Here is a 22,817-nt window from a genome sequence, read left to right as displayed (position 1 = left end):
TCAAGCTCAGGAGAAGGAAGACCAGCGTCTTGAGCAGCTCAACCTGTTTGAATAGCGGCTGCCTTCAGGCAGCTCAAGTTGTTTAACCGCTTTGAGCGGTTCAGAATCTCAAGCCACCGGCTTTGCCGGTGGTACTTGACTCAGATGGCCGAAGAAGGCGCGGTGCAGGTCTTCAGGCCGGTGCTTGGCAATGACTACATCCTCGGCGCGGTGGGCGTGCTGCAATTCGAGGTGACAATGGCGCGGCTGAAGGATGAATACGGCGTGGAGGCAATCTCCGAGGGCATCAATTACAATCTGGCCCGCTGGGTGAGCTGCGACGACCCGAAGAAGCTGAAGGCGTTCGAGGCCAAATGCCAGGGCAACTTAGCCTTTGACGCGGAAGGGCATCTCGCCTTTCTTGCTTGCTGACGGCCAGTGGCGGCTCAAGCACACTGCCGAGCTGTTCCCGGAGAGTGTGTTTCATAAGACAAGGGAGCATAATTAATAATAGGTAAACCCCCGGCAAAGCCGGGGGTTTACCTATTATTAATTATGGGCTATTCTTTCTGGAGAGAGTCAAGGTTATAGGTCAGAGCCGCACTCAGAGCTGATAAAACGAATGATATTTGATCCTGTTCCAATCAAAGCACAACTCATCCCTGCCATCAGAAGAATTGGCGAAAAAGGGAGCAGCGCAGATGCCTTTGACGGAACAGGCATTATTGACCGATTGGCAAGATTGCAAAACCCAGATGTACATAGCCAGCATGAGCGGGAACGATTCAACGAAATCATCAAGTTTCTCCGTGATGTTGTTGATCGTCCCGACGCTGTTCTTGAAATTCCTTACGAACGCGACACTATCCTTGTTCACATGGACGGCAGAGTGCTGCCCATTGAATCACTGGGAACAGGCATTCATGAGGTGATCATTCTGGCTGCCGCTGCAACCGTGCTTTCTGAACATGTTGTCTGCATTGAAGAACCTGAACTGCATCTCAATCCCATTCTTCAGCGCAAGCTAATCCGTTACCTTTCTGCGAACACCACCAATCAGTATTTCATCACCACCCATTCCGCCGTGCTGATGGACGTTCCTGATGCCGAGATTTATCACATCAAGCTAGTCAACGGCTCATCTGTAGTTGAGCAGGTGACATCCGACCGCCAGAAATCAGCGGTGTGCGAAGATTTAGGCTATCATCCGTCTGATCTGTTTCAAGCAAACTGCATCGTCTGGGTGGAAGGGCCGTCAGACAGAATCTATCTGAACTGGTGGCTGAAAAGCATGGCCTCAGACCTCGTTGAAGGAATTCAGTACAGCATCATGTTTTATGGCGGCAGGCTGCTGTCGCATCTGTCTAATGCAGAAATTGAAACGCAACATCTTGACAATTTTATCTCGTTGCGCAAATTAAACAACAGAAGCGTAATCCTGATCGACAGCGACAAGAAGAGTGCTCGTTCACCAATCAATGCAACTAAATCACGATTGAAAAAAGAATTTGATAATGGGCCGGGCCATGCGTGGATAACCGAAGGTCGGGAAATTGAAAATTATCTTCCTGCGGAATGGATTGAAGCGGCAATAAAGGAAATTCACCCGCAGGCAAAGAAAATTGGCCCGTTTGAGAAATACGACAATACGCTGAAGATTATCGGTGGTGGAAAAGGAAAAGAAACGCAAGCCGATAAAGTTAAGGTGGCACGTCACATAACGGACATAACGGAAAACCATGATCCTGATTTTTCACTTTACGATCTCAAACAGCAGGTCAGGTTTATCCGGGAGTCAAATCCGGCTCCAGCTTCCTCGGAAAAGAAGCAACGAGTCCCGGCATCGCCTTAGCCGGAGCTGAAAATGTGCTTATGACGCTCACGCCGGTCGGCTATGCGTCGTCGCGGAACTTCATGGAAACCTTCTACGACAAATGGCTGAGTTCGGAACAGAACATCAGCCCGGCGGAGGCATTGCATCAAACCCGGCTGCAATTCATCCGCGACAAAAAGCCGACAAAGGACTGGGCACCGTTTGTGCTAGTGGGGAAGTGAAACTGTACGCGGCAGACAAGCTGCTGTACAATCCATCTAAAGGGCTTGCTCATCAGCAAACAATCGTGCCGGAAAGGTGACAACATGGAAAACGTGCAGTACATCTCAGATGAAAATAACAAAATAACCGGGGTGATTGTTCCCATTCGCCTGTGGCGCGAGCTGCAAGCTGACAAGGAAACGGCGTACCTCCTGAAAAGCGTGACGATGCGGGAAAGACTGCTCCAGGCTAAACGAAGAAAGGATGGAATCTCGTTCGAGGATGCCTGTGAGAAACTTGGAATTTGATCCTTCTGCCTTTGATGATCTGGCGTGTCAATCTCCGCTGAAGCTTATCCGCGAGGGAAAGCCGATGAAGGATCAGCAACCAATCGCTTGCAATTCACGGCATAGCCTCTTAAAGTAAGGCAAAAAATAACCTCTGCATAATTCAGGACAAATCATGTTTGATATCTTCATCAAGACGCACTTTTCCGGCGGCCATCATCTGCGTGAGTATCCCGGTAACTGCGAAAGACCGCACGGTCATAACTGGAAGGTCAAAGTAACCATTCGTGCGCGGCAGTTGGACAAGCTCGGCATGGGCGTTGATTTCAAAGTGCTGAAGCAGCAGGTGAATGCCGTGGTGGATGAGCTGGATCACCACGATCTAAACGAGCATCCTGCCTTCCAAGACCGCAATCCCTCGTCCGAGCATATTGCCCAGTTTCTCTTTGATCAGTTAAAAGAGACGCTGGCCACGGAACGGTATCAGCTCCATTCGGTTGAAGTACGGGAAACCGACTCCAGCGGCGTGATTTATTACGGCGAATCAAGGTAAACAAGCTGAATCTGATAACAGCTCCATCGTTGCCTTTTCCACCTCCTCTACGCTGACCAGTTCCATACATTGAAAATGCCCCTGCGGGCAATGGGTTTTCATGCAGGGGCTGCACGGTATGGACTTGCGTACAACAGTTGCCCGCGTGGAAAAGGGGCCGGTGGCAATGTGGTTAGTGGAACCGAACACTGCGACTAAGGGCGTGTTCAAGGCAGCGGCCACGTGCATCAGCCCAGAATCGTTGGTGACAAAGACCTGGCAACGCGCGATGCAGGCTAAGGCCAATGCCAGACTGGTTTTGCCGGTTAAATCTAGTACCCGCTCCCCTACGGCGGTCACAATTTCCGCCGCCGCCTTCTGATCCGCCTTTGTTCCAAAAATTACGATCAGGCCACCGGTTGCCTTGGCTAATCGTCCAGCAAGGGCAGCGTATTTTGCGCTGGGCCACCGTTTGGCCGGGCCGTAGGCTGCGCCAGGATTAAGACCTATGACCGGTGCATTTTGCCTCCCTCCCTGCAAGGCCTGCCTCAGCAATTTCTCTGCCTCCTGCACTGCTGCTGGATCAAGAAAAAGCTCTAACGTATCTTCGGCACACTGTAAGCCCAGACCCACCAGCATCTCCTGGTAATAATGCACCTGATGTTTTTTATCGATATCTGGGTGCTTGCGTACTCCGTGCGTTAGCAGCAGCCCTCGACCATCGGTGGTGTAGCCTGCCCGTACCGGAATGCGGGCGAGAAAGGCGATTAGGGCTGCTTCAAAGGCATTCTGGAGAAGGATGGCGAGGTCAAAATCAGCAGCCCGCAGCTCGGCGGCCAGGCGGATTTTGCCCATTAGCCCTTGGTGCCGCCCCTGTTTGTCGTAGAGGATAATACGGTCAATATGCGGACAAGCGGTGAAGACATCTGCCACCCAAGGCTGGGCCAGCATGGTGATATGCGCCTCTGGGAAATTGCGGCGAATGCTCCGCACCGCAGGCGTGGTCATGACCGCATCGCCGATCCAGTTAGTCGAACGGATCAGGATGCGGCGGGGAACAACGCGAGGAAAGAGTTTCATTTTTGACAGGAACTCATTAAGAAGAGTATAGTAAGGATAGATAAGAGGACACAGGTTGCATTCGCAGAGGTATTATTATGAAAAAGGCACCGTTTCTTTCACTGCCGGTTTGGCTCCAGGAAATCTTCAGTGATCCGTTTAAAAAGTATCTGATCCTTTCCCTCTGTCTGCTTGGCATTGGCATCTATTTTGCAGAACAGCACACTGCGGAGCATGTCGATTCCACCCAGCAAGATATTGTCTTCTTTTTTCACAACCAATGCCCGCATTGTCAACAACAAAAGAAATTCAATCCCTACCTAAAAAACAAGTACCCAGACCTGCACTGGGTAGAATATGACACCGCAATCCAAGAAAACAACAGGCTTTTTGCCGACTTTGTCCAGCGCAGCGGCCTGAATCAGCAGCATATCGGGGTGCCCTTAACGTTTATCGGACCCTATGTGGTTGCCGGATTTGACAGCCAGGAAACAACCGGTGCTGCTCTCGAAAGAGCGATCCAAGCCTATCAGCAAAACGATCCGTCTCTTTTTAAAAAGGAAGACGGATACCGGACAGAGAAAGAGACGGTAACACTGCCGCTTATTGGAGAGATCAAGTACGCCGATTACTCCCTTTTTTCCCTAGCCGTTGTTTTGGGGTTGGTTGATGGCTTCAATCCCTGCGCCATGTGGGTGCTAGTGTATCTTATCTCCATCATTTTGACCTTAAACAGCCGCAAGAAAATCTGGCTCTTGGTCGGTACCTTTGTCGGGGCTTCAGGGGTGCTCTATTTCCTGTTCATGACTGCTTGGCTCAATGCCTTTCTCGTCCTGGGCTATCTCCGCATTCTGACCTTACTCATCGGGCTGGTCGCCGTCGGCACCGGCATTCTGAATTTTCGGGAATACATCCAGACTAAGGGCGAGCTGGTCTGCAAGATAGGGGATGCCCAGTCCAAGAAAAAGACGATGAACCGGATTAATCAGATCGCACAGGCCCCGCTCAATCTTTTTACCATCTTCAACATTATTGTCCTGGCCTTTATCATCAACTCCATTGAGTTTGCCTGTTCCGCTGCCCTGCCCGCCATTTACACTCATGCCCTTTCTTTGAAAGCCCTGCCCGCGATTCAGCACTATGCCTACATCCTGCTCTATGACTTTTTCTTCATGCTGGATGATCTGATCATTTTCAGCCTTGCTGTTCTGGCAGTCAACACCGATATCGGCCAGCGATATGCAAAATACTGCAAAATCATCGGCGGCATCGTTCTCCTGCTCCTGGGCGGCATCATGGTCTTTCATCCCGGTCTGCTGCGTTAGCAGAACATTCAGCAACAGGCAGGGTTGCGTGCCATAGTACAGCAAGGAGCAATCGGTTTGAAGCGGAAAACGAACCATTTCCTCCTGATTGGTCACGTGTACGGCTCGTTTACTAAGGAGTTTGGCCGAGTAGGAAAGGAGTTATACTCGGCAAGAAAGAAGTTGAAGTCGGCAGCAGAGGAGTTTGGCTTGGCAAAACTCCTTTCGTAGTTAGCCACAAAGGAGTTTTGCCGACTACAACTCCTTTCCTACTCGGTAAGACTCCTTTGGTACTCGGCCAAACTCCTTTTCTGCCGAGTAAGATTCCTTTCCAAGTCGGCAGAACTCCTCTTTTGCCAAGCCAAACTCCTTGGCAAGCGAGCAAGAAAGGTTCACTCCCCGCTGCAAGAGGTCTAATAAAAAAGCCCGGCTTTTTAGCCGGGCCTTGAAACCGAAAGACGACAAGGGCAACCCGCAATACTCCGGGCTGCCTGCCCTACAATCTACCTCTCAGTGCTTGCTGGCTCCTTCAGCACCGATTCCCACATACGTCCGTACCTTCTCGGACTCAAACAGCTCCTCTGCTTCCTTCTCCCGCTTCATCAGGGAAACCAGAATGCCCAGCAGGAAGGACAGGCCCATCGAGAACACGCCTGGGTTCTTCATCTTGAAGGGCGCGGGCTTCACGGCGGCCTTCTTGGTGTCCACCTCAGCCTTGGCAGCAGTCAATTCAGCTTCCTTGCTTGCCTTCACTTCAGGGGTGATGTCGGCTGCTTTGAGGGCCTTCTCGATGCCAGCGACCTTATCCGTGGCAGCAGTCAGCTCTTTCTTCGGTGCAGCCTGCATAACATCCTCATACACGGTCGGCGACAGCATAATCAGTGTCACCGCCACGATCATGCCAGTGAAGATGCTGGTTACTGCGCCTGCGGTGGTGAATCGCTTCCAGACGATAGACAGCAGCAGGGCCGGGAAGTTCGCACTGGCGGCCACGGCAAAGGCCAGACCGACCATGAAAGCCACGTTCTGCCCCTTGAACAGGATGCCCAGCAGGATGGCGGTGATGCCTAGACCAATCGTGGCGGCCTTGGCCACCTTCATCTCTTCTTTCTCATTCGCTCTGCCACTGCGGAACACACCCACGTAGAGGTCATGCGACAGTGCCGAGGCACCGGCCAGCGTCAGACCAGCAACGACCGCCAGAATGGTGGCAAAGGCGACTGCGGCCAAGAAGCCCAACAGCAGGCTGCCGCCCAAATTCTCAGCCAAGACCATGGCGGCCATGTTGCCGCCTTTGTCGATGGCCATGATGATGTCTTTGCCCACCAGCACTGCTGCGCCGAAGCCAATGGTCACGGTGAGGATGTAAAAGTAGCCGATGAAACCCGTTGCGTAGAACACGGACTTGCGCGCCTCGCGGGCATCGGGCACCGTGTAGAAGCGCATCAGGATATGCGGCAAACCGGCGGTACCAAACATCAGGGCGAGACCCAGCGAAAAGGCATCGAGCGGATCAGAAACCAAGCCGCCCGGCTCCAGGAACTGGGGGGTGTATTTCGTCGCCGCCCGCTGAAACAGCTCGCCGTAGCTCCAGCCCACCTGGCTCAAGGTCAGGAGCACCAGCAGGGTTGCGCCGCCCAGCAGCAGCACGGCCTTGATGATCTGCACCCACGTGGTGGCGAGCATTCCGCCAAACAAAACATAGGCAATCATCAGGCCGCCAACGATGTACAAAGCCCATTCATAGGGCAGGCCAAACATCAGTTTGATCAGCGTGCCTGCTCCGACCATCTGCGCGGTCAAATAAAAGAGCACCGTGACCAAAGAACCGATGGCCGCTGCGGTTTTGATTGGCTTTTGTTTGAGACGGAACGCCACCACGTCGGAGAAGGTGAATTTACCGAGGTTGCGCAGCGGCTCGGAGATCAGGAACATGACGATGGGCCAGCCGACCAGCCAGCCGACCGAGTAGATCAGGCCGTCATAGCCCTTAGTTGACACCAAACCAGCGATGCCGAGAAAGGAAGCCGCGCTCATGTAGTCGCCAGCCAAGGCCAGGCCGTTCTGGAAGCCGGTGATGCCGCCGCCTGCGGCGTAGAACTGACTGGCGGTTTTAGTTTTCTTCGCTGCCCAGTAGGTGATGCCCAAGGTGGCAACGACGAAGAGCAAGAAGCAAAGGATGGCAACCGGGTTTAGGGTGCCGATGACAGTCTGCGGTGCTTGCGTTGGCATTCTGCTCAACCTCCAAAGCGTTTTTTGATGCGTTTGACCTTCTCGTCATAAACGCTGTTGGCCCAGAAAATGTAAATGCCGGTCAGCACCCAGGAAAGGATGATCACGCCGACCGCGATAGGAATGCCGATGGTGATTGCGGAACCCTCGGCCAGCTTGCTGGCGAGAAAAGGCTTGTTGTAAGCGATCAGCGCAATGAAGCCGAAGTACAGCACCAGCTCAGTGATGGTCAAAATCAGAGAAACCTTGTCCTTCTGACGGGCAAGTTCCTTGAACTCAGGGTCTTCAAGGATGGCGTGGGGCGTTTTGTCGCTCATTGTTGTCCTCCTTTTACCGGTTGATGGTGATGGGCCTGTGTTTTTTTTTTCATGCGCGGCTCCTGGATAAATAGTTAGTCAGAAGTGAAACCTGTTGATGTGCAAGATTGCAGCTCAATACAGCATGTTGTCAGATGTAGGGGCGAACCCCTATGTTCGCCCTGTTCCCGCCAGTCATGGGCAGGCACAGGGGCCTGCCCCTACGAATTGCGGGGTCGCTTTTCCGCCAGCCGGAGCCACATAACGGCCCAAAAGGTCTGCTTAACGGCTCTCAGGAGCCATTGAACGGCTCGCTGGATCGGTTCAACGTATCCAGGGATACGTTTTCCCTATCGCCAGATACGTTGACCGTATCATCGCCATACGTTCCGCGTATTCTGAGATGCGTTTTTCGGTCAGCGACCGAAATCGCCCACCTTGTAGGGGCGAAAAATTTTTCGCCTCTACGGATTCCACCCTTCGCATACCACGCTGTTGCAGGGCGACAATCAGCCCTACAAGCAATTACATACCATATTGTACAAAAAATTGCCGTAAAGAAATTGAGACTGATTATTTTTTATACCGCAGCACTCAATTTTGGCGCAGCAGCAGCGGTCGCCCGACGTTGTGAAGCTGCCGCAGGGTTTTCACCTGGCCATTATCCAGTTTTTTCAGGAGAAAGAGGAAGAGATAGGCGCATTGAAGGGCATCTTCGAGGGCATCATGAGCCTTGAAGCGCGGCAGCTTGAATTCTTCGGCCAGCTCATTCAAATTGCATGGAAAAGATTGGTCGCAGTAGCCGTGCTCACAGACATAGCTGGTCTCTTTATACGCCTTGACCAAGCGCAGGGTGTCAATGGTTGGGTTAGCCAGAGTGCCGCCGAGCACCTTTTTGGTCGCTCGATTGAGATAACCGAGGTCGATCTCAAGAAAATGCCCGACCAGCAGGGCATCACCGCAGAATTCGACAAACTCCGGCAGCACCACCTTGATTGGCTGGGCAGCACGGAGCTGATCTGGCGTGATCTGATGAATAAACGTGGCTTGATTGTGTTTGAGATTCAAGGGCCGCACCAGACTATGAAAGACCGTGCCCATTTCAATCTGCATATTGCTGATCTTGACCGCGCCAATGGAAATAATTTCGTCCTTGTAGCTCAGTCCAGTCAATTCGGTGTCCAATACGACGAAGCTGTAGTCGGTCAGCGGCCTATTTTGGTCGAATTGAGCGAAGCGGCGGCGGTTCTCCACCAGCAAAGGATGCGGCTGGCGCTGTTCCAGCAGCTCCCGCAGATAACTGAGCAGGCTCATAGCGCAGGAAAGCAGGTTTTCAGCACACCGTGCAGCCGGTCAATCACCTCAAAGGCATCGCGGAGCATTCGCCGGTCGAGTTCCGACAAATCCGCTGGCGCGATGTGATTATCAGGCGGTGTGTTTACTTCAAGCTGATTGAGCTGATGCACCAGCCGAAGCTGCATCTGCATCTCGTAGGCATCAGTCGCTGCTGCCAGCAGTTCCTCGCTGAGAATCTTTTCTTTGCCCAACACCTGGAGCCTGGCCAAGGTGTTTGTCTCACGGATGCCGTGCTGCAAGGCCAAGATGCGGGCGAAATTGACAAAGGGGGTCAAGCCCTGCACCTTGATGTCGAGCTTGTTCTTGTGCTCGCCGTCCTTCTCGACAATGAAGTTTTTGAAGAAGGAGAGCGGTGCTTTGGCAGACAAGCACTGTCGGGCGAGGTGAAAGAGGTACAGCTCGCTTTTTTTGGTCAATCTGTGCAAGTGCTGGCGCAGTTCGTCGGCTAAAATGGCCTTGCCAAAGCCTGCCCGGAAATCAAAAAAGATGCTGGCATTCAGCACTTCCTCTGGCTCAGGCAAGGCAGCCCAGTCGCTAAAGCATTGTTTCCAGACTGAGAGCGGTTGCCGCCATTTTGGATTCACTGCCATGATTTCGCCAGGGCAAAGCGGGTAGCCGCACTGCACCAGATGGTCGATGGCAAGACGAGCAAGGCAGGTGAAATACGCTTCGCAGTCAGCAGCCTGCTGCTCATCTGCCGGGTCTTCATAAATGATGGCATTGTCCTGGTCTGTACGGAAGGTTTGCTCCTTTCGACCCTCAGAACCCATCAGCAGCCAGCAGTAATCGACCGGCGGCGGCCCCAGTTCTTCCTCTAAAAGGGTGAGTAGCCGCTCCAAAATTTGATCGTTGAGGACCGCAATCATGCGCGAGATGTTTCCTGCCCTGGCCCCTTCCTTAATCAGATTGCGGATTAACTCTGGAATCTTGCGCGAGAGCGGATACAGCCCGGCAATGGTCTGTTGCCTGCCGATTTCTTTGAATAATGAGTAGGGCGCATGGCCTTGGAGCAAGGCAATGTCATGCGAAGTGATCACGCCGATGATTTTATCCTTCTGCTCCACGGCCAAATGATGGATGGAACCGGACATCATCCTCAGCAATGCGTCAAAACAGGAGGCTTGAGACAGAACCGTAGCCACTGGCGCGGACATCACCGCCCGAATTGGCTCATTATAGTCGCGGCCTGGGGCCAAGACCTTGTTGCGCAGGTCACGGTCGGTGACAATGCCGATGATCTTCTCCTCGTCGCCCGGCTCGTGGATGAGCAGCGAGGCCACCCGGAACTCGGCCATCTTGCTGGCCGCCTCGCGGATACTGCTGTCCGCTGCCACCTTGCGCGGCTCCTGTCGGATGATGTCACCAACCTGAATGGAGAAGAGATGCAGGCTACTGTCGCTGCTTCGACCTACTCGGTGGCGACGTAGCTCGCTGTAGGCGGCAGCCACAACCTTTTCCGAGAAGCTCTTCAGGTAGTATTGGGAGAATCCGGGCTGGCTTTTGATCAGCTCAAGGAAGACTGCTTTTGGCAAAAGATAGCAAAAGGTGTCTTCTACGGTTTCCACGTCCAGATTCGCTGGTGTGCCGCGAATAATACCGAGTGCGCCGATGTATTCGCCCTCGCCGCGCCAGTCCTTGAGCGTGACTGCACCCTCATCATCGATGAGAAACGACTTTACCCCGCCCTGTTGAATCAAATAGAGGTAGTTGATCTCACTCTTGCCTGCTTGCAGCAGCCGTGTACCCTTGGGAAAGAAGTCCACTTTCACCTGGCGGGCCACCTGACTGATGACTTCCGGGGCCAGTTCCTTGAACGGCATGATCTTGCCGAGGAATTCGGCCACAACTGCCGGAGCTGCGGAATGCGCATTGCCTTTCATCGAATTCATCTCCTGGAACAGACAGCTTGGACGGCTGCTACAGCCTAATCATGGCTATCTTAGCGGCAGAGTGGCACTCTGGTAAACAGAAAAAAGCAGGGCAGAGAGAGCCATTTCTGCCGGGTTGCGTTTTTTTCTTGGCAGGAGCGGCCCTTTTTGTGTATGATTTTAAATTTTAGTGTCCCCGCAGCCGCGTATCGACAAGGTGTCAGAGAGCGTGAACGTTCCATTTGCAGAGATTCCCAAAACAGGCAGCCATTACGCAGTAAGCGATGATGCTTGGCTGGCAGAGACTGGCTTGCTGCGCATAGCTCCAGTTGCAGCAGAGTTAAATCTTCAGTGCAAAGGCGAGAGTCGGGCTGAGGTAGAGGGCTTTCTGCGCACGGCTGTGCGGCTTACTTGCGATCGTTGTCTGAACGACTACGACTTTACTGTCGATGCTACCTTTCATCTGGTATTAGAAGTACCGGATGAAGCTGACTGGAAGGTCAAAGAGCTGGAATGCACGGCTGCCGACTTTGACGTGGTGCAGGTTGATGAACCAATCGCTGACTTGGAAGACATCCTCCGGCAGCAGTTGTATCTGAGCTTGCCGATCAAGCAAGTTTGCTCGCCAGACTGCCAAGGTCTCTGCCCGCATTGCGGTGCTGATCTGAACTGCGGTGGCTGTACCTGCTCGTCCGAGGAGGCGAAGAATTCCCCCTTTGCCGCTTTAGCGGCGTTAAAGAAGATAAAATAATCCATTCTGCCCTGCTTCAGGGCAGAGACGCACTGTTCAAGGAGAAGACAAATGGCCTTACCAAAGAGAAGACATTCCTATTCCCGTACCCACAAGCGGAGAGCACACGATTTTCTTACCGCTCCTTCCGTAGGCCGTTGTCCTGAATGCGACGAGCCAAAGATGCCGCACCAGCTTTGCTCTGGCTGCGGCAAGTACAAGGGCAAAGCCATTTATCAGCTGGGCGACGAGCTGGCTTAAGCCGCTGTGAGAATAGCCCTTGATGCCATGGGCGGCGACCGAGGCACCGGGCCGCTGATTGACGGAGCTGTCCAGGCTGTCGAGCAGCATCCAGGGCTTGAAGTGATCCTGCTCGGCCCAGAAGACTTGCTTCGCAAGGAGCTGGCCCAGCGGGGCAAAGGCGCGGAGACGCGCCTTTCCGTCGTTCATGCCCCGCAGACTGTCTCGATGGACGAGGCGGCGGTGGACTCAGTGCGCCGAAAAAAGGACTCCACCATCATGGTGGGCTTTGATCTGGTCAAGCAAGGCCAGGCAGATGCTTTGGTTTCCGCTGGTCATTCTGGTGCGACTATGACTGCCGCCATCCTCCAGCTTGGACGGCTGAAGGGCATTTCCCGGCCCAGCATTGCCAGCGTATTCCCAACGCTCAAAGAACCGGTACTGGTGACAGACATCGGTGCCAACGTGGACTGCCGCCCGCAGCATCTCTATCAGTTCGCGGTCATGGCCTCGTCCTGCTCTGAGCTGCTACTGAACCGGGCTAAGCCCCGCGTTGGGCTTCTCAGCATCGGCGAGGAACCGGGCAAAGGCAACGCGGCAGTGAAGGAAGCCTACGATCTGCTCAAGGCAAGCAGCTTGAACTTTATCGGTAATGTCGAAGGCCGCGATGTGTATAGCGGCGATGTCGATGTGGTTGTCTGCGATGGCTTTGTCGGCAACATCGTCCTGAAGATCAGTGAAGGACTGGCCGAAGCGATCCAGCAGATGCTCAAGACCGAGATTAAGAAATCTTTAGGTGCCAGCCTTGCCTCCTTCTTCATCCGCCCGGCCTTCCGTGCCTTCCGCAAGCGGGTGGATTACGCCGAATACGGCGGCGCGCCCTTGCTCGGCATCAACGGCGTGGGCATCATTTGTCATGGCACTTCCTCCGCAGTGGCCATCCGCAACGCCATTAAGGAAGCAGCCAAGATGGCTGAATGCCAGGTCAACGCGGCCATCACCCGTCATCTCCAGCAGGAAGCGGTGCAGGCATGAGGCGGGCAGCTGTCCTTGGCACTGGCTCTTGTCTGCCTGAACGGCTGCTAACCAACGCGGAGCTGGAGCAGATGGTGGAGACCTCGGACGAGTGGATCACTGCTCGCACTGGCATCCGCACGCGCCGCATTGCCGGCGAGAACGAGCAGAACTACCAGCTTGCCGCGCAGGCCGCCCGCCGCGCCTTAGATGCCGCCGAAGTCCGTGCTGAGGAGATCGGCCTGATCATCGTTGCCACCATCAGCCCGCACATGCTGGTGCCTTCCTGCGCCTGCTTTGTTCAGACCGAGATCGGGGCAGCGAAGGCCTTCGCCTTTGACTTGAACGCCGCTTGCTCCGGCTTTCTCTACGGCTTGGATGTGGCGGCTAAATACGTGGCCGCTGATCCGAACATGAAGGTGCTGGTGATCGGCTCGGAGACCTTATCTGCCCGCGTTGATTGGGAAGACCGCAACACCTGCATCCTCTTTGGTGACGGAGCCGGGGCCTGCGTGGTTGGCAGCGCGGAAGGGCGCGGCATCATCGGCAGCCGCCTCTATTCTGACGGCAGTTTGTGGAACTTGCTCTGCATGGACAGCCCGGCCAGCCGCAACCCAGACCTGATTGCCCCGGCCAGCAAAGGCTGCTTTATCCAAATGGCAGGCCGCGATGTGTTTAAGTACGCAGTCCGGGCCATGGAAAACGCGGTCACAGACCTGCTGACCCAGCAGCAGCTTTCTATCCAGGACATCGCCCTGATCATTCCGCATCAAGCCAACATCCGCATCTTGGACAATCTTGCCGAACGTCTCGGCGCGCAGCCAAGTCAGATTTTCTGCAACGTCGATAAATACGGCAATACCTCGGCAGCCAGCATTCCCATTGCCTTGGATGAGGCGGTGCGCGAAGGTCGGCTGCATCGCGGTGACAAGCTGCTGCTCTGCTCCTTCGGTGGCGGCTTTACCTGGGGTTCGATGCTGCTGGAGTGGTAGCTGATGATGCAGACAGCGATCTGGTCTCGATGCAGGCATCGGGGCAAACCGCATGCAGGCTTGCGAATGAACCGCAAGCATACATGCGAACAGATCGTAAGCCTGCATGCGAATACATTGCAAGCACGCATCGAGATGCCCTCGTCTCTATGCAAAGGAGAACACGGTGGATTACTTTCTGACTGAAGAACAGCGGATGATCAAAGAGACCGCCCGCGAGCTGGCCAATGAAAAGATCATTCCCAAGCGGGCCGAGCTGGACGAGCGCGACGAGTTCGCCGCCGAGCTGCTGGCTGACATCGCCAAAGCTGATCTCTTTGCCGTGCTGGTGCCGGAAGCCTACGGCGGCATGGGCACTGGCGCGTTTGACATTGTGCTGGCTCTGGAGGAGCTGGCGCGGGGCTGCGTCGGCGTGGCCACCAGCTTTGCCGCCTGCGGGCTTGGCATTTTGCCGATTCTCATTTCCGGCAGCGAGGAGCTGAAGCAGAAGTATCTGCCGAGCGTGGCGGAGGGTAAACGCTGGGCCGCGTTCGGCCTGACTGAGGCCAATGCCGGTTCTGATGCCGCAGGCATCCGCAGCACGGCTGTGGACGGCGGCGACTGCTGGATACTCAACGGCACCAAGCAGTGGATCACTAACGGCGGCGAGGCGCAGATTTACTCCATCATAGCCCTGACCAACCCGGAGAAGGGCATTCGTGGGGCCTCGATGTTTGTGGTGGAGGACGGCGACCCCGGCTTCTCCTACGGTAAGAAGGAAAGCAAGATGGGCATCCGCGCCTCAGCCACCCGCGAGCTGGTGATGAAGGACTGCCGCATTCCCAAGGATAGGCTGATCGGCAGAAAGGGCACCGGCTTTATCACGGTGATGAAGACCTTGGATGTGTCGCGGCCCGGCATTGCCAGCTTGGGCGTTGGCTTGGCGCAAGCGGCGCTTGACGAAGCGGCACGTTACGCCAAGCAGCGCGTCCAGTTCGGCAAGCCGATCATCAGCTTTCAAGCTGTGCAGCACATGCTGGCTGACATGGCTATTCAAACCGAGGCGGCGCGGGGCTTGGTCTATGGCGCGGCCCGGCACATTGACGCGCATCCTGAGGACGCAAGCAAGATTTCATCCATGTGCAAGGTCTTTGCCACGGATGCAGCCATGAAAGTGACGACAGATGCGGTGCAGGTTATGGGCGGCTACGGCTACATGAAGGAGTATCCGGTCGAAAAGATGATGCGCGATGCCAAGATCCTGCAAATCTATGAAGGCACCAACCAGATTCAGCGCAATGTCATTGGCCAGGAACTGAACCGGGAATACGCATGAAGATCATCGTCTGCATCAAGCAGGTGCCAGATGCCAAGGACGTGCGTCTTGACCCCAAGACTAACACCTTGGCCCGCGAAGGTGTGGCTGCAATCATGAATCCCTTTGACCGTCATGCCTTGGAAGAGGCGGTGCGCTTGAAGGAGCAGCTCGGCGGCACGGTCACGGCTTTGTCGATGGGGCCGCCGCAGGCCAAGGACGTGCTGCTGGAGGCGATCTCCTGCGGCGCAGACGAGGGCGTACTGGTCTCTGATCGGGCCTTTGCTGGCGCGGACACGTGGGCGACCTCCTACACCCTTGCCAAGGCAGTGCAGAGCTTGGGCGCGTTTGATCTGATACTCTGCGGCAAGCAGGCGATTGACGGCGACACAGCGCAAGTCGGGCCGGGCTTGGCGGCGCAGCTCAAGCTGCCCTATGTCACCTGTGTGCAGAAGACCCGCGAGGCTTCGGCGGCCATGCTGCGGGTGGAGCGGATGATGGATGACGGCTACGATGTGGTGCAGCTGCCGCTGCCTGCCTTGCTGACTGTGGTCAAGGATATCAACGAGCCACGGGTGCCCTCGCTGAAGGGCAAGATGCGGGCGAAGAAGGCGGAAATCAAGGTGCTGTCTGCTGCGGACATCAAGGCGGAGCCGCAGTGCATCGGCTTGGCTGGTTCGCCGACCAAGGTGGCGCGGGTGTTCTCGCCAGAGCCGCGCGGCAACCGGAGGATGTTTTCTGGCACAGCGGTGGAGCAGGTGAGTCAGTTGGTGGCGGAGATTAAGGGGTATTTATGAGAACAGTCAAATATACCTGTTGGCAAGACGGAGAGTTCTATTTAGGCTATCTGAATGATTATCCTGAGTATCAGACTCAGGGGTATTCAAAGGAAGAGCTGATTGCTAACCTGAAAGACTTGCTGAATGATATTGAATCGGACGAGATTCCGTATCTTCGGAAAGTGGAAGAATTGGTTCTTGCCTGATGAAGCGAAGAGAGCTGATCAAGCTGCTCCAAGAAATGGGATGTACCCTTGTGAGACATGGCGGTGCGCATGACTGGTACACGAATACAGAAACGAAGCAGTCTCAGGCTGTTCCGCGTCATGCCGAGATAAATGAGAACTTGGCAAAGTCAATACTCAAGAAAATGAGCGGTAAATAATTGACCAACTTAAATTCAATGCGGAGCTGATTGCCATGAAGATTTATACCGTTATTGCTTTCTTCGCAGTATTAAGTTTTGCTGATATTGCAGCAACAGCAGAACTCCCAATTCCACGCAGTGTTCCCGGAGACAAAGGGAAGTATTTCCTTTTGGAAATGCAAAAGAACGGAGATGTTGTCACAGCTTTGCATAAACGTGTCGGCGTTGACAGCGTTGGATACACCAAAACAGAGACCAACTGCGCAACTATGCAAATGCGAGAGTTGGGCTATAGCGAAGAGTCTCCTGCGGCTATAAAAGAAAATCCAACAAAGTGGTTCGATCTTGTACCGGGTTCCAGCAAGAGTGACTTGGCAAATTTTGTCTGTAAACAATAGCAGTCAAGCAAGCCAAACTTTCTGAGCGAAATAATATGCTCATAGTTGACACCACCTTATGTATCGGCTGCGGAGTCTGCGAAGCCAACTGCGCCTTTGGAGCTATCATCCTCAAGGACGGCGTTGCCGTGGTCGGCGATGGATGCAAGCTCTGCGGCTCCTGCGTGGACAACTGCGAACCCGGTGCCTTGCGCATTGAAACCGCCGCCAAAGCCGCGCCAAGCGACCTGTCCGCGTGGTCTGGCATCTGGGTCTTTGCCGAAGCACGGCACGGCGTGGTTGCGCCAGTGGCTTTCGAGCTGCTGGGCATCGGCAGAAAGCTGGCTGATCAGCGCGGCACTGCGCTGACCGCCGTACTGCTGGGTGCCAATGTCGAAAACAAGGCTGCCGAGCTGATCGCGGCGGGCGCGGATAAGGTGCTGCTCGCCGATGACCCCGCCCTTGCTCAGTACCGCGAGGACGTGTACGGCAAGGTCTTGGAGCATTTGATTCTTCAGCATAAACCTGAAGTGGTGCTGGCCGGGGCAACTGCCATTGGTCGTTCAGTCATTCCGCAGGTGGCGAATGCCTTGGGCGCGGGCCTGACTGCCGACTGCACCGCCCTTGCCATCCGCCCGGAAGACGGTGTGCTGCTGCAAACCCGCCCGGCTTTTGGCGGCAACATCATGGCAACCATCGAATGCCCGCAGACACGGCCTCAGATGGCGACCGTGCGGCCTAATGTCATGGCTCCGCTTGCGCCTGATTCGGCCCGTGTTGGCGAGGTGATCAAGGTTGCTCTTGCGCCGGAGCTGCTGGCTTCCAAGGTCGAGGTGCTGGAAACGGTGTTCAGCCAAGAGCAGCAGGCGAATATTCAGGAAAAGGAAGTGCTGGTCAGCGGCGGGCGCGGCTTGGCAAGCGAGAAAGGCTTTGCCCTGCTCCACGAGCTGGCGACCGAGCTGAACGGCGCGGTGTCCGCCTCGCGGGCCGCTGTGGATGCAGGCTGGATAGGCTATCCCTGTCAAGTTGGCCAGACCGGCAAGACGGTCAGCCCCAAGCTCTACATCGCCTGCGGCATTTCCGGCGCGGTGCAGCACACGGTCGGGATGCAGTCCGCCGAAACCATTGTCGCCATCAACCGGGACGAAAAAGCCCCGATCTTCGACCTCGCCACCTACGGCTTGGTCGGCGATCTATTTGAAATCCTTCCCCTGCTGACGCAGAAAATCAGGGAGCAGCGCAGGCTATGACACTTGCAGAAAAAACAGCGTTAGTCACCGGCGGCAGCCGAGGCATAGGCCGGGCAATCTGCCTGCGTTTGGCCGCTCAGGGCGCGAACGTCGGCATCAACTACGTCAGCCGGGCCGCTGCTGCTGAAGAGGTTTTGGCGGAAATTACCGCTGCGGGCGGCAAGGGCTTTGTCATCGGCTTTGACGTGACCGACAGCGCGGCAGTGCAGAACGCGGTGAAAACAATTTCCACAGACCACGGCGGAGTTGATATACTGATCAACAACGCCGGCATCACCCGCGACGGCCTGATGGCCCGGATGAAGGACGAGGACTGGGACGCGGTGCTGAACACCAATCTCAAGGGCGCGTTTGTCTGCTCGAAAGAGGCGATGCGCGGGATGATGAAGAAACGCTGGGGCCGGATTATCAACATCAGCTCGGTGATCGGTTGCGTCGGCAACGCGGGCCAAGTGAACTACGCGGCAGCCAAGGCAGGGCTGATCGGCCTGACCAAATCAATGGCCAAAGAGCTGGCCTCGCGTAAAATTACGGTCAACTGCGTTGCGCCGGGGTATATTGTCACGGACATGACCACCGAGCTGCCAGAGGAGATCAAGGAGAGCATCCTTGCCAACATTCCGCTCGGCAGCATCGGCCAGCCGGAAGACGTGGCCGCCGCCGTGGCCTATCTCGCCGCCGAGGAAAGCGGCTATGTCACCGGTCAGACGCTGCATGTCAATGGCGGCATGTACATGGGCAATTAAGGCGGAAAGCCTGCCTCAAATGCCTTGCTGGGCACTGCGAACGCCGCATCCGAGGCTTCAAACGAGGCGTTTTACGCTTCAAGTGCCTCGCTCGCGGTTTACAATGAGGCATTTGATGTTTCAAACGTTGCATTCGACGCTTGAAACGAGGCGTTTGAAGCGTTGAATGAAGCATTCGCAGCTTCAAATGAGGCATTTGATGTTTTAAACGTCGCATTCGATGCGTGCAATGGGGCGTTTGAAGCGTTGAATGAGGTGCTTGCGGTTGCAAACGAGGTATTTCAAGCTTCAAACATCTCGTTCGCAGTGTGAAACGAGGCGTTCGCAGCCGCAAGTGGAGCGTTTGCAAGCGCGGACAAGGCAGTTCAGCGCGAGGAACAACTGTTCGGAACGGCGGATTTCCGTCCGAAATTTTTGCATATCTAAAAAAGAACTATCAGGAGAACGAGCATGGCAGTTGCAGAGAAGATGATCGACATCATTGTGGAGCAGCTCAGTGTAGATAAAGAGAAAGTAGTGCCAAAAGCCTCTTTTATTGATGACCTCGGCGCAGATTCTTTGGATCAGGTCGAATTGATCATGGCGATGGAAGAAGAGTTTGATGTGGAGATCCCGGATGAGGATGCCGAGAAAATTAAGACTGTTCAGGATGCCATTACCTACGTAGAGCAGCATCAGGCATAGCTGGTGTCGCACGGCATAGGGTCAGAAGCCGACAAAATCAACAGGATCAGTTGGATGAAACGACGGGTTGTGGTGACTGGGGTCGGCCTCGTGACCCCGCTGGGTACTGGAACAGATAAGACGTGGCAAGGGCTGATGAGCGGGCGCAGTGGTGTCGGGCCGATCACTCGCTTTGATGCTTCTGCTCATGCCTCGCGAATTGCCGCCGAGGTCAAGGACTTTGAGCCAGAACGCTGGTTTGAGCCGAAGCAGGCTAAAAATCTTGATCATTTTGTCCAGTATGGCGTGGCCGCAGCAGTAATGGCAGCAGAGGACAGCGGCTTGGAAATCACCGAGGCCCTGGCAGAGCGGGTTGGCGTGATCACCGGCTGCGGCATGGGCGGGTTGCCAACGATTGAGGAATACCATTCGGTACTGCTGGCCAAGGGGCCGCGCCGGATTACCCCCTTTTTGGTGCCGAGGATGATCCCCAATATGCCTTCTGGCCACATATCCATGCGGCTAGGAGCTAAAGGCCCGAATCTGGCTCTATCCACCGCCTGCGCTGCTGGTACCCATGCCGTAGGCGAGGCCTATCGGCACATTCTTTTTGGCGATTGCGATATCGCTGTTACCGGCGGTGCGGAGTCGGTTATTTGTCCGATGGCGGTTGGTGGTTTTGCGGCGATGAAAGCCCTTTCCACCCGCAACGAAGATCCTGAACATGCTTCGCGGCCTTTTGATCGCGACCGCGACGGCTTCGTCATGGCTGAAGGCGCAGGCATGATCCTGATTGAGGAGTTGGAGTCAGCCAAGCGGCGCGGGGCCAAGATTTACGCGGAGCTGGTCGGCTACGGCCTGAGCAGCGATGCCTATCATATTGCCGCGCCGCCCGACAACGGCGAAGGCGCGGCCCGCTGCATGAAAATGGCCCTCCGCAGCGCGGGCATGAACCCGGACGAGATTGACTACATCAACGCCCACGGCACTTCCACGCCGCTCAACGACAGTTGCGAGACGGCGGCGATCAAGACGGTCTTCGGCGATCATGCCTACAAACTGGCGGTCAGCTCGACCAAATCCATGACCGGCCACATGCTCGGCGGCGCAGGCGGCATTGAGGCGGCTTTTACCGCGCTCACGTTGTATCATCAGTGCATTCCGCCAACCACGAATTACGAGAATCCTGATCCGGCCTGCGATTTGGACTATGTGCCGAATACGGCCCGCGAGACAAAAATCCAGGCGGCAATGTCCAATTCCTTTGGCTTCGGCGGCACCAACGGGGTCATTATCATGAAGCGGTTTGAAGGCTGAGATCGTGAGAATTGCTGTTGGCAGTGACCACGGCGGCTTTGAGCTGAAGCAGCAGGTGATTGAGTTTTTGATCAAGGCCGGGCATGAGGTCGAATCAGTAGGCTGCTTCGGTCTGGCATCGGTGGATTATCCTGATTTCGCTGAAAAGGTCTGCGCCTTAGTACAATCAGGCACCTGCGAGCGAGGCATCCTCATCTGCGGCACCGGCATCGGCATGTCCATCGCCGCCAACCGGCACCGGGACATCCGGGCCGCGCTCTGCCACGAAGCCTTCACCGCCCGCATGAGCCGCGAACACAACAACGCCAACGTCCTCTGCCTCGGCGCACGGGTGATCGGCCCGGAGCTAGCCTTGGAAATCGTGCGCACTTGGATGGCGACGGAGTTCGCAGGCGGCAGGCACCAGTGCAGGCTGGATATGCTGAGTTGACCATGAAAATCCCGCATCCTGTCCAGTATCAGGGCAGCAAGAGAAATCTTGCCCCGCTGATCTTGCAGTATTTTCCGGCAAAAGTTGAACGGCTGGTTGAGCCGTTTGCCGGGACAGGGGCGGTGAGCATCGCCTGCGCCGCTGTAGGCAGGGCGGAACGGTATTGGCTCAATGATTGCAACAAGCCGCTGGCTGAACTCTTGCAGAGTATCATCAACATACCGGACGAGCTGGCTGATTTTTACAAAACTCTGTGGCATGAGCAGCTTGCGGACAGCGAAGGGCATTATTACAAAGCGCGAAAGGACTTTAACAACACGAGCGATCCCGGCATTTTTCTCTATCTGCTCTCCCGCTGTGTGAAAGGCGCGGTGCGCTACAACAGCGTGGGTGAATTCAATCAAAGCCCTGATAAGCGGCGAAAGGGTGCAAAACCGGAGACGATGCGGAACAACATCTGCGGTGTTTCCGCCTTGCTCAAAGGCAGGACAGCAGTTTCCTGTCTGCATTATCAAGAGATGCTGGAGGATATAGAAAAAACAGATTTGGTCTATATGGATCCGCCTTATCAAGGAGTCTGCGGCGAGCGCGACAGCAGATATTGCTCCGGCATAAACCATGATGAGTTTGTTGATTTTCTGCATGAGTTGAATAAAAAAGAGGTGCCGTATCTCATCAGCTATGATGGCTGCTGCGGCAACAGGACATACGGCAAAGAGCTGCCTGACAGTTTGAAATTGAAACGGCTGGAAATAGAAGCGGGCAGGTCATCGCAAGCCACGCTGCTGGGTAAAAAAGAAATCACCCGCGAATCGCTCTATCTTTCCGAGCTATTGTTGCAGCACCAAGCAGCAGAGCCGCAGAAATGCAAAAAGCCGCAGTGGGGGCAGCTGCCGCTCTTTGAAAAAAAGAAAGCGTATGTCCGACTGTGATGAGAGAATTTTGGCCTTATGTCGGGAAGTCACTGCCAAACGTCCGCGCACAGTCATTGAGCATATCATTCAGTACGGCTTTGTCACCACGGAAGAACTGAAAGAGCGGCACGGCTACAATCATCCGCCACGAGCGGTGCGCGATGTCCGGGAACATAGCATTCCGCTGGAAACTTTCCGCGTGACTGGCTCAGACGGCAGAAAAATCGCCGCCTACCGCTTTGGCAGATTTGAGCAGGCAGCAACGAGGAAACTTTCCGGCAGAACCGTCTTGTCGAAAAAGCTGAAAGAGGCTTTGCTGGAGAAACATGGCTGCCGCTGCTGCATCTACCGAGAAGAGCTTGCCGCCAACGAGCTTCAGATTGATCATCGGATTCCGTTTGCAATTCAGGGCGACAAGACTTCTGGCGAACTGAACCCAGATGATTTTATGCTGCTCTCTGCTTCGGCAAACCGCGCGAAATCATGGTGCTGCGAGCATTGCGACAACTGGATCAGTCTGAAAAATCCTGCGGTCTGCGCTGAATGCTACTGGGCATATCCTGAGCAGTATTCGCATACTGCCATGCGTCCGCTGCGGCGGCTTGATCTGCTCTGGCAGGGCGAAGAGATCAGCCAGTATGAAGCCTTGAAGGATCGGGCGGCGAATCAGGAGCAGGAAATGCCCGCCTTCATCAAAGAGATCATCAGCAGGGAGCTGAAGCGCAGTGGCAGCTCTTCAGCGGCAGAATGAGAAGG

The 22,817-nt window shown here is 55.1% G+C and carries 30 protein-coding genes; 24 read left to right on the top strand and 6 right to left on the bottom strand.

Going from position 1 to position 22,817, the window contains the following annotated elements; all coding sequences use genetic code 11:
* The first annotated feature begins 144 nt into the window (after nt 1-144).
* The 5 genes from ACNKIB_RS12475 (at nt 145) to queD (ending at nt 2,854) form a co-directional block, all read left to right on the top strand.
* Entirely contained in the window at nt 145-411 is a 267-nt protein-coding gene (locus ACNKIB_RS12475) for a hypothetical protein (protein ID WP_417910893.1), read from the top strand.
* A gap of 190 nt (nt 412-601) precedes the next feature.
* On the top strand, nt 602-1,831 hold the full coding sequence (locus ACNKIB_RS12470; RefSeq protein ID WP_417910892.1) for an ATP-dependent nuclease: 1,230 nt from the start codon (nt 602-604) through the stop codon (nt 1,829-1,831).
* Nucleotides 1,832-1,851: 20 nt separating this feature from the next.
* Nucleotides 1,852-2,034: a CHAT domain-containing protein gene (locus ACNKIB_RS12465; protein ID WP_417910891.1), complete on the top strand. Its 183-nt coding sequence runs from the start codon at nt 1,852-1,854 to the stop codon at nt 2,032-2,034.
* An 84-nt stretch (nt 2,035-2,118) separates the two neighbouring features.
* On the top strand, nt 2,119-2,322 hold the full coding sequence (locus ACNKIB_RS12460) for a prevent-host-death protein (RefSeq protein ID WP_417910890.1): 204 nt from the start codon (nt 2,119-2,121) through the stop codon (nt 2,320-2,322).
* Nucleotides 2,323-2,476: 154 nt separating this feature from the next.
* Nucleotides 2,477-2,854, top strand: a complete 378-nt coding sequence (gene queD, locus ACNKIB_RS12455) for a 6-carboxytetrahydropterin synthase QueD (RefSeq protein ID WP_417910889.1) — start codon at nt 2,477-2,479, stop codon at nt 2,852-2,854.
* On the opposite strand, the gene waaF is transcribed toward queD, so the two are convergent.
* Entirely contained in the window at nt 2,846-3,913 is a 1,068-nt protein-coding gene (gene waaF, locus ACNKIB_RS12450) for a lipopolysaccharide heptosyltransferase II (RefSeq protein WP_417910888.1), read from the bottom strand. The genes queD and waaF overlap by 9 nt on opposite strands.
* A gap of 77 nt (nt 3,914-3,990) precedes the next feature.
* Here waaF and ACNKIB_RS12445 point away from each other — a divergent pair, with 77 nt between their 5' ends.
* Together ACNKIB_RS12445 and ACNKIB_RS12440 are read left to right on the top strand one after the other, a co-directional pair.
* On the top strand, nt 3,991-5,217 hold the full coding sequence (locus tag ACNKIB_RS12445) for a hypothetical protein (RefSeq protein ID WP_417910887.1): 1,227 nt from the start codon (nt 3,991-3,993) through the stop codon (nt 5,215-5,217).
* A 57-nt stretch (nt 5,218-5,274) separates the two neighbouring features.
* On the top strand, nt 5,275-5,427 hold the full coding sequence (locus ACNKIB_RS12440; RefSeq protein ID WP_417910886.1) for a hypothetical protein: 153 nt from the start codon (nt 5,275-5,277) through the stop codon (nt 5,425-5,427).
* Between the two features lie 24 nt (nt 5,428-5,451).
* On the opposite strand, the gene ACNKIB_RS12435 is transcribed toward ACNKIB_RS12440, so the two are convergent.
* From ACNKIB_RS12435 to ACNKIB_RS12415, 5 genes are all read right to left on the bottom strand, one after another.
* Complete coding sequence (locus ACNKIB_RS12435; RefSeq protein WP_417910885.1) at nt 5,452-5,592, bottom strand: hypothetical protein; 141 nt, start codon at nt 5,590-5,592, stop codon at nt 5,452-5,454.
* Nucleotides 5,593-5,706: 114 nt separating this feature from the next.
* Nucleotides 5,707-7,428: a sodium:solute symporter family transporter gene (locus tag ACNKIB_RS12430; protein ID WP_417910884.1), complete on the bottom strand. Its 1,722-nt coding sequence runs from the start codon at nt 7,426-7,428 to the stop codon at nt 5,707-5,709.
* A gap of 5 nt (nt 7,429-7,433) precedes the next feature.
* Complete coding sequence (locus ACNKIB_RS12425; RefSeq protein WP_417910883.1) at nt 7,434-7,745, bottom strand: DUF485 domain-containing protein; 312 nt, start codon at nt 7,743-7,745, stop codon at nt 7,434-7,436.
* A 573-nt stretch (nt 7,746-8,318) separates the two neighbouring features.
* Nucleotides 8,319-9,038: a PolC-type DNA polymerase III gene (locus tag ACNKIB_RS12420; protein ID WP_417910882.1), complete on the bottom strand. Its 720-nt coding sequence runs from the start codon at nt 9,036-9,038 to the stop codon at nt 8,319-8,321.
* Nucleotides 9,035-10,960, bottom strand: coding sequence for a DUF294 nucleotidyltransferase-like domain-containing protein (locus ACNKIB_RS12415; protein WP_417910881.1), 1,926 nt, complete (start codon nt 10,958-10,960; stop codon nt 9,035-9,037). Before ACNKIB_RS12415 ends, ACNKIB_RS12420 begins: the two co-directional genes overlap by 4 nt.
* Before the next feature lie 217 nt (nt 10,961-11,177).
* Here ACNKIB_RS12415 and ACNKIB_RS12410 point away from each other — a divergent pair, with 217 nt between their 5' ends.
* The 17 genes from ACNKIB_RS12410 (at nt 11,178) to ACNKIB_RS12330 (ending at nt 22,812) form a co-directional block, all read left to right on the top strand.
* Nucleotides 11,178-11,699 (top strand): YceD family protein, encoded by a 522-nt coding sequence (locus tag ACNKIB_RS12410; protein WP_417910880.1) that lies wholly within the window; start codon nt 11,178-11,180, stop codon nt 11,697-11,699.
* A 51-nt stretch (nt 11,700-11,750) separates the two neighbouring features.
* On the top strand, nt 11,751-11,939 hold the full coding sequence (rpmF, locus tag ACNKIB_RS12405; RefSeq protein ID WP_417910879.1) for a 50S ribosomal protein L32: 189 nt from the start codon (nt 11,751-11,753) through the stop codon (nt 11,937-11,939).
* Between the two features lie 6 nt (nt 11,940-11,945).
* Nucleotides 11,946-12,953 (top strand): phosphate acyltransferase PlsX, encoded by a 1,008-nt coding sequence (gene plsX / locus ACNKIB_RS12400; protein WP_417910878.1) that lies wholly within the window; start codon nt 11,946-11,948, stop codon nt 12,951-12,953.
* Nucleotides 12,950-13,924 carry a beta-ketoacyl-ACP synthase III gene (locus tag ACNKIB_RS12395; protein ID WP_417910895.1) on the top strand — a complete coding sequence of 325 codons (975 nt, stop codon included), beginning with the start codon at nt 12,950-12,952 and terminating at the stop codon, nt 13,922-13,924. The genes plsX and ACNKIB_RS12395 overlap by 4 nt, the downstream gene beginning before the upstream one ends.
* A gap of 166 nt (nt 13,925-14,090) precedes the next feature.
* Nucleotides 14,091-15,239 carry an acyl-CoA dehydrogenase family protein gene (locus tag ACNKIB_RS12390; RefSeq protein WP_417910877.1) on the top strand — a complete coding sequence of 383 codons (1,149 nt, stop codon included), beginning with the start codon at nt 14,091-14,093 and terminating at the stop codon, nt 15,237-15,239.
* On the top strand, nt 15,236-16,015 hold the full coding sequence (locus ACNKIB_RS12385; RefSeq protein WP_417910876.1) for an electron transfer flavoprotein subunit beta/FixA family protein: 780 nt from the start codon (nt 15,236-15,238) through the stop codon (nt 16,013-16,015). The genes ACNKIB_RS12390 and ACNKIB_RS12385 overlap by 4 nt, the downstream gene beginning before the upstream one ends.
* Nucleotides 16,012-16,203: a type II toxin-antitoxin system HicB family antitoxin gene (locus ACNKIB_RS12380; protein WP_417910875.1), complete on the top strand. Its 192-nt coding sequence runs from the start codon at nt 16,012-16,014 to the stop codon at nt 16,201-16,203. Before ACNKIB_RS12385 ends, ACNKIB_RS12380 begins: the two co-directional genes overlap by 4 nt.
* On the top strand, nt 16,203-16,382 hold the full coding sequence (locus tag ACNKIB_RS12375) for a type II toxin-antitoxin system HicA family toxin (RefSeq protein WP_417910874.1): 180 nt from the start codon (nt 16,203-16,205) through the stop codon (nt 16,380-16,382). The genes ACNKIB_RS12380 and ACNKIB_RS12375 overlap by 1 nt, the downstream gene beginning before the upstream one ends.
* A 35-nt stretch (nt 16,383-16,417) precedes the next feature.
* On the top strand, nt 16,418-16,762 hold the full coding sequence (locus ACNKIB_RS12370; protein ID WP_417910873.1) for a hypothetical protein: 345 nt from the start codon (nt 16,418-16,420) through the stop codon (nt 16,760-16,762).
* 35 nt (nt 16,763-16,797) lie between these two features.
* Nucleotides 16,798-17,991 carry an FAD-binding protein gene (locus tag ACNKIB_RS12365; protein WP_417910872.1) on the top strand — a complete coding sequence of 398 codons (1,194 nt, stop codon included), beginning with the start codon at nt 16,798-16,800 and terminating at the stop codon, nt 17,989-17,991.
* Entirely contained in the window at nt 17,988-18,737 is a 750-nt protein-coding gene (fabG, locus tag ACNKIB_RS12360) for a 3-oxoacyl-[acyl-carrier-protein] reductase (RefSeq protein WP_417910871.1), read from the top strand. The genes ACNKIB_RS12365 and fabG overlap by 4 nt, the downstream gene beginning before the upstream one ends.
* Nucleotides 18,738-18,899: 162 nt before the next feature.
* Nucleotides 18,900-19,049: a hypothetical protein gene (locus ACNKIB_RS12355; protein WP_417910870.1), complete on the top strand. Its 150-nt coding sequence runs from the start codon at nt 18,900-18,902 to the stop codon at nt 19,047-19,049.
* Nucleotides 19,050-19,187: 138 nt separating this feature from the next.
* A complete protein-coding gene (locus tag ACNKIB_RS12350) occupies nt 19,188-19,421 on the top strand; it encodes an acyl carrier protein (RefSeq protein ID WP_417910869.1) in 234 nt (77 codons plus the stop codon).
* A gap of 54 nt (nt 19,422-19,475) precedes the next feature.
* On the top strand, nt 19,476-20,717 hold the full coding sequence (gene fabF, locus ACNKIB_RS12345; RefSeq protein WP_417910868.1) for a beta-ketoacyl-ACP synthase II: 1,242 nt from the start codon (nt 19,476-19,478) through the stop codon (nt 20,715-20,717).
* A gap of 4 nt (nt 20,718-20,721) precedes the next feature.
* Entirely contained in the window at nt 20,722-21,147 is a 426-nt protein-coding gene (rpiB, locus tag ACNKIB_RS12340) for a ribose 5-phosphate isomerase B (RefSeq protein ID WP_417910894.1), read from the top strand.
* A 2-nt stretch (nt 21,148-21,149) separates the two neighbouring features.
* Complete coding sequence (locus ACNKIB_RS12335) at nt 21,150-22,079, top strand: DNA adenine methylase (RefSeq protein WP_417910867.1); 930 nt, start codon at nt 21,150-21,152, stop codon at nt 22,077-22,079.
* Complete coding sequence (locus ACNKIB_RS12330; protein ID WP_417910866.1) at nt 22,066-22,812, top strand: HNH endonuclease; 747 nt, start codon at nt 22,066-22,068, stop codon at nt 22,810-22,812. The genes ACNKIB_RS12335 and ACNKIB_RS12330 overlap by 14 nt, the downstream gene beginning before the upstream one ends.
* Nucleotides 22,813-22,817: the final 5 nt, after the last annotated feature.

The organism is Candidatus Electronema sp. PJ, from assembly GCF_048287395.1.
In the GTDB taxonomy this organism is placed as follows: Bacteria; Desulfobacterota; Desulfobulbia; order Desulfobulbales; family Desulfobulbaceae; genus Electronema.
Note: the sequence above shows the minus strand (reverse complement) of the source record. Positions and strands in the feature narration are given on the sequence as shown.